Raw genomic sequence first — 12,083 nt, forward strand, 5'->3', positions numbered from 1 at the left:
AAAATTCAGGTGTTATTATTTGATAATAAAAATACGAAAAATAGTATTAAAATAAAAATAAAACACCTGCTAATTGAGCCCCTAAACCCTTAACTTAATGACATTGCGCTCGCGCCAGCGGGGGCGATAGTGAATATGACTTTGACACAAGCAGAATTTTAAGTGCAATGGTTATTTTCTGACCTAATCCCATTACACTTATTTTTATAATTTTATTACATTTAACTTTTTTGGTTACTCACTTTTTCTTTACGAATGACTTTATTGTTTTTTTCATCGTACAAAGCATCTTCAATTTCTTGACCCGTTTTGCTGAAAATTTTGATTTTGGGTTCCTCATGTGTTCCCGTTATTACAATTGGGAAACCAATTAAGCCAAAAGGTGGCAATCCTAGTCGCATCCTTAAATCTAAAAGGCCATCAAAACTCGTGGTTCCTTTTATGGTGGGTCTGAATACAGCCACTTTGAATGTAAAAGGTTCAATATAAATTAAATTATTATCAATACTGGATTTGATGTCTATGCCTTCGATTCGCGGATTATCTAAATCTTTTTGTCCCGTTTTTGAACTTATTCCGTCAAACAATTTCAAACCTTTTATCTGTACATCACGTAAATTAATGGTTCCTGCTCCCTCCAGCGATGCATAAATGGGTCCCATATTTCGGTCTAAATCTCCTTTAATTTTATAATCGATACCGACAATCCCTTTTGCTTTTTCGGCAACCGTAACCATGTCGTGAAACATGGGTATCTCATTATAGGCTTTTTGTACACTAAAATCTTTAGCTGTAAAATGGGCATCAAAATGTGCTGCCGTTGGCGATTCATCTTTATAGGACGCATTGATTCCTAAAATACAATCGATAACGGAAAGTGTCGTATTTTCTAAATAAAAATTACCTTTAGACATTCCTATTTTTCCCGAAAGATTATTGAAGATAAGCTTATTGTACTCTACTTTATTTACGGTTGCGGCAAGACTTACGTCTAAATTTCTAGGAATACTAACAACGCCACTCGATTTTGGATGATCTTCTTTGGCATATTCCACTTCAATATTTCGGTCTTTATTTTCGCCTTTTTCAAGCGCCATAAATTCATCAACATTAATCAGATTTGATTTCATATTAAAACTTCCGCTCAATGTCCCATTTGATTCTAAAAAATAATTAATAGTGTTGAGCAGATACCCATTTATGTCAAAATCTGATTTTCCATAGGAAGCATCAAATTTTTCAAACCACATTTTTTCATTCTGAAAACGGAAATTTCCCTGTTTGATGTAAAAAGCCTTTGGAAAAAGTTCTGAGGTCGCTTTGATATTTTTTAAGAGAATCGTACCTCGGTTATCTAATTTATCATATTGGCCAGTCGTTGCATAACTTTGTCTTCCTTTCAGGGAGAGATCTGCTTTGGCATACCCTTTAATATCAAGCCCTTTTTGAGAGAATACTTTATAGATATTACCAACATTCAGTTCTCCTTTTATTTTAGCATTGTAAAACAAATCATTAAAGTCAGAAACAGTTGCATTAACATATACTGGATTTTTCTCGAAAACGAATGAAGCTGGTGTAACGGCAACATATAAATCTTTAAACGTTCCTGTTTTATTAAATACATTGGCGACAAAAGTAATGTTAGTAATTGGGTTCGGATACGAATCGGTTTTTAGCCAACCATTTTGTAATGAAATGCCTCCTTTGGTTTTTGGAAACAATTTTTTGGACGTACTAAACGTTCCTTTGGCTTGAATATCCGTTTTTAGAATTCCTTTTATATCCATGGTATTTAAACCGATTGCAGCATCCAAAGTGGCCAAGTCCAAAGCTCCTTTTATATTCGTATCGACTGTCATTTCACTGAGGCCTCTGCTGCGTAAATAAGCGGTAAAATAATCTTTTTCACCCACTTTAAGTTTCAATGTTTTTAAATTAACCAACAATTTTTCGGGATCAAGCGAAGGCAAAATAGCATTAAGATTCATCTGGAAATCGGTCAGCGGAGCTGGAGCCTTTTCATAATTTATAGACCCATCATTGACTTTTAAATTAAATGCTAAGTTGGGTTTTAGATTTTTAGAGACATTATAATCTCCTTTAAAAGTAAATAATAAATCACTTTTTCCAGAGATTTCGGTTTTTTCTAACCAAGTTAAATACTCAGGTGGCATTACGGATAAGAGGTCTTTAACCGTAGTATTTTTAGAAGCGGCTTTTATATCGATTTTGTAGCCATCCCTCAAGATCGTAAATAATCCCGTGAATGTTAATGGCAGTTTATTAATTTGAAGTTCATTTTTTTGAAGAATAAACGAAAGCGCATCTGTATTGATTCGTGTAATTAAATCAGCATGTACTTTCTTTTTCCTTAGATAAGCTGTTCTATTGTAATAAAAATCGACATTATCTATATCGGCATCTGTGTTTAAATCGAAAATATCCTCGCTTAGATTTCCTTTTCCGATATAATTAAACCCTTTAGCATCCACGAATATTTTTGCCGAACGGTCGTTGTATTTTACATGACAATCCTCTAAATCAATACGTTCTAGACGAATTGCGGTTCCTTTTTCAGTCGTTTCTTCATTTTTTCTGTTTTCGGGTGCTATATAAATGTTGTAGTTGGCTTCCCCTTTTTGGTTCACCAATATATTTACCTGGGCTTTAGAAACATATAATTTATTGATTTTCACTTCATTGTCAAAAATCAATCTCTTTAGATTAATACCAAATGCAACTTGTTCTGCCTTTATTAAAGTATCCTTGCGGAAAGGAGCTGAACCGGTAAGAGTTAAATCTTCTAATGAAACGGTTAACGCCGGAAAATGAGTGAAAAATGAAAGTTTAGATTTTGAAAAATCCATTTTGGTATCTAAACGTTCGTTTGCAATTTTTTTTACTTCAGAAGCTATTTTTCCTGGGAAAAGTATCGGAAGCAAAAATAATAATAGCAAAATAGCAGCAACCGTAATTCCGATTCCTTTGAGTGTTTTGACTATCCTATTTTTGGAATTATAATTCATTTCCTATGCCTTTGAGGATTGTATATTAACTTACATAAACTTAAACCGGAAATAAAGATTACGCCTTATATAACTTTTATGGAAGTTTATAAAATTTGCATTGTATTCTTGTAAAAAAAGCGGTTATTGTAAATCGTGTTAAATTACTAAGCAATTCATTTGATTTTATTCACGAGCGAGACGCTCGCGCCCAATGTCATTAAGTTAAGAAATAGAAATACAGTTTGTCATTTCGACCAACGGGAGAAATCACATCAAGTAAGCACATTATGAGATTTAGCTTCGCTGAACTAGCGTTTCTCCTTCGTCGGAATGACAAGCGTTGAGGATACTTTTGGGCTTAACTTAATGGCATTGCGCTCGCGCTGGTTTAAGGGAACTTGTGCCTAGCAGTAAAGAAAATCACTGTAAAATCATCCCACAATAAAAGAGGACTTAAATCCACTTGTAATCCTTAAAACTCAATTTTCGAAATCCCCATAAAAATACAGCGGTTTAGTTTATCCTGAGCTTGCCGAAGGGTTCAACCGAGGTTTCATTGCTTCGCCAGTTCGCTTCGCTCGGGTGTGCGTGCTCCACACGCAACGAAACCTTAGCTGTTAGCGGTAGTCATTATAAATATCTCTCAATTGCTTTATATTTTATACCATCTTCAAATAGCTCAGATATATTTTTTTTAAACTTTATTTCATTTTCATCTATTTCCAATATGTATGGCTTTACCCATTCAATTTCTTCAAAAGAAAAGCCATATCTAAGAAGCCATATCTCGACAATATCGTTTGTGCCGTTTCTAATATAATTAGCAAGTGACAGCGCTTTTAAGTTGGAAGTTCTACTATAATATAATTCAAAAGCTGCCGAAAGTGGATCTTTTAATGATAGCGAAAGAACTTTATCTATGTAATCATATGTATCGTAAATTAATAAGTCAAAATCAATTTCAGTTACACTTTTATAGCCAAATAATGGAATTGGAACCTGAAATCGGCTATTAGGTAATGTTTCTGCTATACAAGAAAATTTGATCTGTTTATTCGCTAATTGACTATGATATTCCTTTCGAGATATTTTTCCATTTTTTAAATCTCTTCTTAACCCTCGTCTAAAATCACGTTCGGATAAGTAAGAATATCGTAACGATACTATCTCAGAAAAAGACTTTCCTTGAATATGCCAAAGTAAAATAGGAATTGCTGTGTCAAGTACAGATATTTCACCTCTAGTTAGTTCTGTTCTACGTAAGTGACTGATGAAGATGTTAGCTAAACAGCGTCGAATTTGCCTGCGAATATCAATTGAAAGATCATGATAAGCACGTCCGCTTAAAGGAATGCCTTTAGAGTCAATAAATGAGGAAAGAATAAATTCGATGTCTTGATCTAAGTTTGTTGAATTTAGACGTGAAACTTGCTCACTTGTTAGGTTTAAATTGTTGTCAAATGAATCATTTTTAATTGCGTTTATAATATCGATAAAATCCTCGTCAACATTTTCAGTTGTGCTATCAAGAATTGATTCAGTTTCCAAATATGAGTCTGATTTAAGTCTTTCTATAAACCTGTTTTTATTTGCGCTATTAATAATTACATAACCATAATCATAATTATTGATTAACTTACTTGTCCTACCAGCTCTTCCTATTAAATTTTTTAAGCTTAATTTCTTTTGGTCTTCGCTACCTGTAAATCGAAAGTTATTAATCCACACAAGATCAAATGGCATATTAATTCCCTGAATGAGAGTTGAAGTTGAAAAGCATATTTGTGCGTGGTTTTCGTTTACAAACCTTTCTATAATTGTTCTAGCTTTCAATGGGATTGATCCGTGATGTATTACGATGCCAACGCGCATCAAAAACAACATAAGAGATTTTTTCTCTTGATTTTCACCAAAATAATTTTTTAATTCATTTATATGTTCTAATGCCTTTGGATCAGTAATTTCCTTGCAAAGTGCAATGTATTTTGCATATGTTTCTAGAAACGTTTCATCATAGATTTTTGACTTTGCAATATAGATTAGGGCAGTTTTTCCATTAGAAATTGAATCAGAAATAATATCGCCAGAATATTCTAATTTACCTCGGGATTGGTCATCATAAGGTGAAAAATATTTAAAAGTATCATTTCGATGTTCGATAAATATTTTTCCCACTGCTTTTTGGTCATAAGCTTCATAATCACCATTTTGGAGATTGTGTTTTTGTAATTGTGCCTCTGGATTTATAACAAATGGATGTGTAAACACTTTTTTTACATTAGGAAATTTTTTATCAATTCTCCTTACCAAAGAATCAAACTTCATCCCTCGAATCCCTTCCTCAGATAGCTGAGCTTCATCAAAAAGTACTAACTGTAGATTGATTTTTTCTTGATACTTAAAAAGTTCATCGCCACGCTCTGGCGTGATAATAAATATTCTCCTAATTGTTTTGCGAATATTGACAAAATCAATAAAAGGTAAAACTAGGATTTCGTTTGCTACTAAATCCTGAATTTTAATCAGATATTCTGAAAGTAAGGCACGAGAAGGTACGACTATTATAATGTCACCTTTTATATCTTTTATAAGTTCTTGAAATAAGTATGACTTGCCTGCACTAGTTGGCGCCGAAAAAGAAAAATTATCAAATTTTTGGATGGAATTAAATGCGTCTGCTTGGACTGGTGTAAAGTATCTGCCTGTTTGCTCAAATATTGAGTTAGCATAATCCCAGTAAATTTGATCAAAAAAAGTTTGAGGTTCAGTTGTTTTGTAAAAGAGCCCCATTAAAAACATAAGCTTTTTTCAAAATATTGAAATTGTTCGGGGGCAAATTTTTTAATATAAGCAAGAGTTTCAAGATGATCAGAATTTATAGGTCCTTCAACGTGAAATTCATTAAGAATGTGAGTTACCAAACTATTATCTAATTGTCCAATGGAAAGTGATTTGTTTAACATATTTCAACTGCAATTAAGTAAAGCTCGTTATGTTTTATCAATTCATCGATAATATCTGATTCCAACGCATTTTTAAAAATTGTATCAATGTCTTTTGCATTGAAAGAAAAGGCGGCTGCGTATCCTCTCATTCCAGCCAATATATTTTTTTCACATTCATCATCCATAAATGGTCTAAATGTTTGCACTTCAGCAATTTCTTTTTTTAAAGTTATAAACTCACCAATTTGATCTAATGCTATTGCTCGAGGTGTACCATCTAAGCTAAACTTAGCCTCTCCAAATACTAAAAATCTTTTTGCGCTTAATGTGTGAAAGTCAAACCCTGGATTTCCTGACACTTTTTCTTTTAATAGTTCAGCTAAAGGAATTTTAATATGAGAGAAATTTGTTTCAAGTGCACTTTGTCCAGCATAAGAAACAATATATTCTCCAATATCCTCATTTACGGTTGAAGTCATTCCTGCAATAATTTGGTTTACAATTTTATCAATTGTTCTTTCTGAAGTCGCACGAAAAATCTCTTGTGAAAGCGCGTCTAATTTATCAATCCAGCTTGTGTCTGCAATAGTTTCATGAATTTCGTCGACAATACTTTTCAAATTAGTAATCTGGACATGGATACAATTTACATCACATGTACTAGAAGAAAAATCTCTGTAAGTAGATACTGGTTTATTAATTAATTTCAAAATGTGCTAATTTTATACAATATTGTCAATTTAAAAGTTAGTTCCTATTTTATATATACTATTTTTCTATGGTACGGTATGATTACCACTAACGTCAGACTGTGAAAAAACACCACCGACTGCAAAACAAATATAGATTTTTATTTATCTCATAGGGATAAAAATCGTATATTTTAGCTATGCAACCTATTCAAGGAATTTCCCGTCATCAGCTCCAGCTGGTCAGTTTAGAAGATAGCATTACAGCTACTAATCCGGTGCGTTTTATCGATGCTTTTGTCCATGTTATAGACCTTGAAAAAACAGGTTTTCAGCCCAAAGTTTTAAAACATAAGGGCCGACCAAGTTTGGAGTTACCTAAAAAATAACATCGCTTAAAAGTCTCTTATCTGACTTAAAACAGGCTGTTTTTAGATTTCTTTTTATGAAAGCCGAAACTTTACTGCAAAAATAAACCTCCTTTAAATCACTTTAAAAGAGGTTGTGTTTATGTTTTTTTCTAAAATTTATTTTTTTAGGAGGTTTTTTTGCAACAGCTACGTGTGTTGTGCGATCGTAGTTTTATTTATTCCAATTTTCAATTTTATTTTGTTAAATTGATATTATGAAATTTCTATAATGAAACAATCCCGCACCTTGTTCTAACATACCGTCATTATCAATTTGTTCAAACGCATCTTTAATTTCTTGTATAATTGAAGTTTGTATATTTAAATCAAAATGAGAAGGTAATATTTTTTTAATCGGCAAATATACCACTTTGTCAATTGAGTTTTTGTATGTTTTTGGGTCACTGGTTGGAAAAAAGGCGGTTAATTTACCTTTATAGATTAAATCTCCTGAATATAAATACTCTTTTTCCTTTTCATATAGACATATATGACCTGGTGCGTGTCCTGGCGTATGAATGATTTGAATTGTACGATTTCCTAATTCTATAATATCATTGTCTTTTAATATTTTAGTTGGTTTTCCTTGAAATATCTCATAATCATCTATATTGAAATCTAATGGAAATTCACAAGGTTCTTCTATTAAAAGATTTTTGATAAAGTCCAAAGGCAAAGGGAAATTTCCATTAATCCAATCTTCTTCATTTTCGTGAATATAAAAATTGTCAAAATATTTTAGTCCACCAATATGGTCATAATGAGTATGTGTTGGAATTACTATTAGTGGTTTTGTTGCGAATTTATCCACAACTGCTTTAATATTTTTGACTCCCAATCCCGTGTCAATTAATAAACTATTTGTTGTTCCGTTTAACAAATAACAATGTGTTTCTTCCCAATGTTTATATTCGCTAATAACATAAGTTTTATTATCAACTTCTTCTACAGTAAACCAATCGTCTTTAATTAAATTCATATCTTTTTTTGCGGTTTTTTGACTATGTCGCATAACGTCAGACTGTGAAAAAACGTCACCGCCTGCAAAACAAATATAGATTTTTATTTATCTCATAGGGATAAAAATCGTATATTTTAGCTATGCAACATATCCAAGGAATTTCCCGTCATCAGCTCCAGATGGTCAGTTTAGAAGATAACATTACAGCTACTAATCAGGTGCGATTTATCGATGTTTTTGTCCATGTTATAGACCTTGAAAAAACAGGTTTTCAGCCCAAAGTTTTAAAACATGAGGGGCGACCAAGTTTGGAGTTACCTAAAAAATAACATCGCTTAAAAGCCGTTTGTCTGACTTAATTCAGGCTGTTTTTAGTATTCTTTTTTTGAAAACCGAAACTTTACTGCAAAAATAAACCTCCTTTAAATCGCTTTAAAAGAGGTTGTGTCTTATGTTTTTTTTTAAAATTTATTTTTTAGGAGGGTTGTGCAACAGCTACCCTTGTTACCTGCCGCTTTTTTTTGCTCATAAATAAATATATTTGCAATCATTAAATAATAAAAACAATATGAACCGTAAAAGTTGTCTACCACCTCCAATCGTTTAATATTTCTTTTCGTCAAAGAAGTGTAGCCTAATTTTTTAATTAGCTTTTTTGCTATGCTTTATTTTCAATTAAATATTAACAATTATAAGGCTTGTTCTATTTTAGGACAAGTAAGACAATTTTATGAAAAAAACATATTTGTTATTACACATTGCTGTAATACTGGCTGGATTTACAGGAGTTTTTGGAAAACTCATCACTTTGAATGAAGGATTATTAACTTGGTACAGAGTTTTCTTCTCTTCAATTTTTCTATTTATAATTTTAAAGCTGTTTAAGTTTAGTAATCATTTAAGTTCTAAAGAAAAATTAAAAATTTCAAAAGTTGGACTACTTATTACTATTCATTGGGTATTTTTCTATGCAAGTATAAAGTATTCAAATATTTCAGTTGGAGTCGTTTGCTATAGTCTCACAAGCTTTTTTACGGCACTTTTTAAACCAATTATTGACAGAAAACGATTTGTAATTTCCGAAATTTTGTTGAGTTGTATAACATTGTTGGGGATTAGTTTAATATTTCACTTTGACGCTTCCTATCAGTTGGGAATTTTGTTTGGTATTGTTTCTTCCGCTTTTGCGGCACTTTATACAATTTACAACGAACGATTGGCAACTATTTACGATAGTAAAATTATTAATTATTATCAGATGATTGGAGGAACTTTTGGTCTAGGAGCTTTACTTCCTATTTATTTACATTTTTTTCCTTCGGAAAGTATAATTCCTAGTTTGAAAGATACTTTATATTTGATACTTTTATCCGTTTTTTGTACAGTTGCGCTTTATGTGTCGGTTACAGAAGTATTAAAAAAAATTCCCGCTTTTACTGTTAATTTGTCATTTAATCTCGAACCAATTTATGCTATCATTATTGCATTTTTATTTTTTGATGAAGGCAAAGAGGTGAATTATTCGTTTTATGCTGGTTTATTTTTTGTAATGCTTTCAGTTATATTACAGTCAATATTTTCAGTTAGAAAAAGGAAATAGAGCTATCTTTTAAAAATAAAAGGGTACAAGTTTTTTTCAGCTTGTGCCCTTTTTTTGTTTCTGATTTGAACTCGATTTTTTACTATTTCTGCTAACGGCTGTTACCAGTAGTTTTTTTATTTATGAGTCTTGTAAAATATCCATAAAATCAAATTCGTGGATTAGTACAATTGTATGTCCGGTTTTTCTTAATTCTAAAGCTTTTTCTACTTTTCTACCATAACAAGCAAATGCCCAAGCTTGATTTCCATTGTCTCCAACGATTAAATAATCAGTTTCTTTAGTGACACTTTTTGTCGGATTTCCACCTAGGTCTTTAATTTGTTTTTCTATTGTTGAACGATTTCCACTTTTTAGAATTCCAGTAATACAAAATGTTTTATTTTTTATTTCAATATTCGGTTCACTTGTACAATGTCCTGTAATATTAATATCTTTTGTCTCTTCGTTTATTTTTCTACTGATTTCTTCATTTTGTATAATCACGAATTGCTTTAAGTATGCTTTTAAAACTAATTTTTCTTCTTCATCAATTTTTCCATCAGCAACAATTGATAAAATTAGACTTCTGATTTCATCATATGGATAATACGAGTTTAAATGTGTATTTCCATCTAACCATTTTTCAAGTGCAAAAATTTCTTTTTCATCGACAGTTCCATCCGCAAGTATTCCATGGCAAATTCCTTGAAGTAATTGTAAATCTGATGTAACTGTATTGTAATAGTAATTGTCGCCTTCGTATTTTTGACACAACCAATATAAATCTTCAATACTTTCTTTGCTATCAATATTTTGAGATGCAGTTTGATAAATAATAGCCATGAATTCTTTAAAAGGATTTCTGTTTATTAAATCATGATGATTTTCAGCCCATTGTTTAAGTTCTTCCAATTCTGTTTGGTTAACAGTTTCATTTGCAATCAGTCCTAATAAGATTCCTTTTAAAGAATTAATCGCTTTGTCTGCTCTACTTTTGGAAGTAAAAACATCCATTTGTTTTTGGCTTATTTCACTCATTTTTTTGATTTTTAGTTGTTAAATTCTCTTCGGTTTTTCAAAATTACAACTAACTTCTGCAAAATACTTATTTTTTCAGGCTTATAACTCTCTATAGCAAGAAAAGCCTAAAAATTGAGCTGCAATTTAAAAAGAAAATCCTTTAGGGTTTTGCGTATTAGCATTAATAAAGGGACGAGTTGTTAACAAGGGGCAACGATATAACTACGAAAAACATTAGACAAAATAAATTCAAATGATATGAATAGAATCCTATTTTGCCTACAATCATTGCCTTAAAACGCCTACAACAGTAACGTTGCTCTTTCAATATCGGATGTGAATTTCGAATTACACTCCCTTATTTTGCGTATATCTCCAAAATCGGTATACAAAATAGTGATAAAATAAAAAACCCAAGCCTTTCGGACTTGAGTTTGTAATTGGTGGAGAATACCGGATTCGAACCGGTCGCCTCTACGCTGCCAGCGTAGCGCTCTAGCCAAATGAGCTAATCCCCCATTGCGAGAGCAAATTAATGCAATTAATTCCCAAAAAACAAATTTCTATTCGCTTTGCAATGATTATTTTTCAAAACCGTAACTTTACCCTTAAAATTTTCAATATGAGTACAGCCTCCACGAGCGGATCCATTCAAACGGCTATTCACAATTCTATCGCTACGGTTACTTTTTATCATCCATTGGGGAATTCTTTTCCCGCTGCCTTGCTGCAAAAATTGGCGAGTGAATTTGATGACTTGAGTCAGAATGCTGCCGTAAAAGTAATTGTTTTGCAAAGTAAAGGCGCTACGGTTTTTTGTGCAGGAGCTTCTTTTGATGAATTACTTGCTGTCAAAAATGAGGAAGAAGGGAAGGTCTTTTTTTCGGGATTTGCACACCTGATTTTAGCGATGATTTCGTGTTCTAAAATTATAATTGGTCGGGTGCAAGCTAAAGCAGTGGGCGGTGGAGTAGGTATCATTGCAGCCTGCGATTATGTAGTCGCGGCTTCGGAAAGCAGTCTGAAATTATCGGAATTGAGTATCGGAATTGGGCCTTTTGTAATTGAACCGGTGGTTTCATACAAAATCGGAAAAACCAATTTTGCGAAAATGTGTCTCGAAGCCAAACAGTGGCACACTGCCGATTGGGCACAGCAAAACGGATTGTTTTCTAAAGTAGTAGCCAAAGAACAAGTAGATGATGCGGTGCTGCAACTGGCAAACGAATTGGCTTCGTTTAATCCAGAAGCCTTGTTTGAAATAAAAAAAATAATTTGGAACGAAACCCATCACTGGAAAGAATTGCTTTTTGAACGGGCAAAAATTTCGGGTCAATTGGTTTTGTCTGATTTTACTAAAAACGCTTTGCTAGCATTCAAAAAGTAATAATAGCGCCAGTAAAACAACTAGAAAATGGCATCGGTAGGCAAATTCGAGTCGTTTTTCATATCTATTGCTTAAATT

9 protein-coding genes and 1 tRNA gene are annotated in these 12,083 nt (G+C 32.3%); 4 read left to right on the forward strand and 6 right to left on the reverse strand.

Translation table 11 applies throughout. The features are described from left to right. Positions 1–221: 221 nt before the first annotated feature. From I5M07_RS14455 to I5M07_RS14465, 3 genes are all read right to left on the reverse strand, one after another. Positions 222–3,029, reverse strand: coding sequence for an AsmA family protein (locus I5M07_RS14455; RefSeq protein WP_200107160.1), 2,808 nt, complete (start codon positions 3,027–3,029; stop codon positions 222–224). A gap of 612 nt (positions 3,030–3,641) precedes the next feature. Further along, positions 3,642–5,810, reverse strand: a complete 2,169-nt coding sequence (locus I5M07_RS14460) for a DEAD/DEAH box helicase (RefSeq protein ID WP_200107161.1) — start codon at positions 5,808–5,810, stop codon at positions 3,642–3,644. Between the two features lie 157 nt (positions 5,811–5,967). Then, positions 5,968–6,666 carry a hypothetical protein gene (locus tag I5M07_RS14465; RefSeq protein WP_200107162.1) on the reverse strand — a complete coding sequence of 233 codons (699 nt, stop codon included), beginning with the start codon at positions 6,664–6,666 and terminating at the stop codon, positions 5,968–5,970. Positions 6,667–6,845: 179 nt separating this feature from the next. Between I5M07_RS14465 and I5M07_RS14470 the strand changes: the two genes are divergently transcribed. Then, entirely contained in the window at positions 6,846–7,034 is a 189-nt protein-coding gene (locus I5M07_RS14470) for a hypothetical protein (RefSeq protein WP_200107163.1), read from the forward strand. Positions 7,035–7,257: 223 nt separating this feature from the next. Here I5M07_RS14470 and I5M07_RS14475 read toward each other — a convergent pair whose 3' ends face one another. Further along, entirely contained in the window at positions 7,258–8,067 is an 810-nt protein-coding gene (locus tag I5M07_RS14475) for an MBL fold metallo-hydrolase (RefSeq protein ID WP_200107164.1), read from the reverse strand. An 89-nt stretch (positions 8,068–8,156) separates the two neighbouring features. Between I5M07_RS14475 and I5M07_RS14480 the strand changes: the two genes are divergently transcribed. Both I5M07_RS14480 and I5M07_RS14485 read left to right on the forward strand, forming a co-directional pair. Beyond that, complete coding sequence (locus I5M07_RS14480; protein ID WP_200107165.1) at positions 8,157–8,345, forward strand: hypothetical protein; 189 nt, start codon at positions 8,157–8,159, stop codon at positions 8,343–8,345. Between the two features lie 401 nt (positions 8,346–8,746). After that, entirely contained in the window at positions 8,747–9,616 is an 870-nt protein-coding gene (locus I5M07_RS14485) for a DMT family transporter (RefSeq protein WP_200107166.1), read from the forward strand. Between the two features lie 120 nt (positions 9,617–9,736). Here the strand turns inward: I5M07_RS14485 and I5M07_RS14490 are convergent, their stop codons facing one another. Both I5M07_RS14490 and I5M07_RS14495 read right to left on the reverse strand, forming a co-directional pair. Further along, positions 9,737–10,636 carry a BRCT domain-containing protein gene (locus tag I5M07_RS14490; protein WP_200107167.1) on the reverse strand — a complete coding sequence of 300 codons (900 nt, stop codon included), beginning with the start codon at positions 10,634–10,636 and terminating at the stop codon, positions 9,737–9,739. A gap of 423 nt (positions 10,637–11,059) precedes the next feature. Then, a tRNA-Ala gene (locus I5M07_RS14495) sits at positions 11,060–11,136 on the reverse strand. A 104-nt stretch (positions 11,137–11,240) separates the two neighbouring features. Between I5M07_RS14495 and I5M07_RS14500 the strand changes: the two genes are divergently transcribed. Next, the gene (locus tag I5M07_RS14500; RefSeq protein ID WP_200107168.1) at positions 11,241–12,005 is read left to right on the forward strand and encodes an enoyl-CoA hydratase/isomerase family protein; all 765 of its coding nucleotides are present in this window, start codon (positions 11,241–11,243) and stop codon (positions 12,003–12,005) included. The last annotated feature ends 78 nt before the right edge of the window (positions 12,006–12,083 follow it).

Origin of the sequence: Flavobacterium agrisoli (genome assembly GCF_016522065.1) — a bacterium.
Classification (GTDB): Bacteria; Bacteroidota; Bacteroidia; order Flavobacteriales; family Flavobacteriaceae; genus Flavobacterium; species Flavobacterium agrisoli.

Excerpts from the sequence above, each read along its gene's own strand:
- I5M07_RS14455 (WP_200107160.1), bottom strand. The coding sequence starts at position 3,029 with ATGAATTATAATTCCAAAAATAGGATAGTCAAAACACTCAAAGGAATC.
- I5M07_RS14460 (WP_200107161.1), bottom strand. The coding sequence starts at position 5,810 with ATGTTTTTAATGGGGCTCTTTTACAAAACAACTGAACCTCAAACTTTT.
- I5M07_RS14470 (WP_200107163.1), top strand. The coding sequence starts at position 6,846 with ATGCAACCTATTCAAGGAATTTCCCGTCATCAGCTCCAGCTGGTCAGT.
- I5M07_RS14475 (WP_200107164.1), bottom strand. The coding sequence starts at position 8,067 with ATGCGACATAGTCAAAAAACCGCAAAAAAAGATATGAATTTAATTAAA.
- I5M07_RS14480 (WP_200107165.1), top strand. The coding sequence starts at position 8,157 with ATGCAACATATCCAAGGAATTTCCCGTCATCAGCTCCAGATGGTCAGT.
- I5M07_RS14485 (WP_200107166.1), top strand. The coding sequence starts at position 8,747 with ATGAAAAAAACATATTTGTTATTACACATTGCTGTAATACTGGCTGGA.
- I5M07_RS14490 (WP_200107167.1), bottom strand. The coding sequence starts at position 10,636 with ATGAGTGAAATAAGCCAAAAACAAATGGATGTTTTTACTTCCAAAAGT.
- I5M07_RS14500 (WP_200107168.1), top strand. The coding sequence starts at position 11,241 with ATGAGTACAGCCTCCACGAGCGGATCCATTCAAACGGCTATTCACAAT.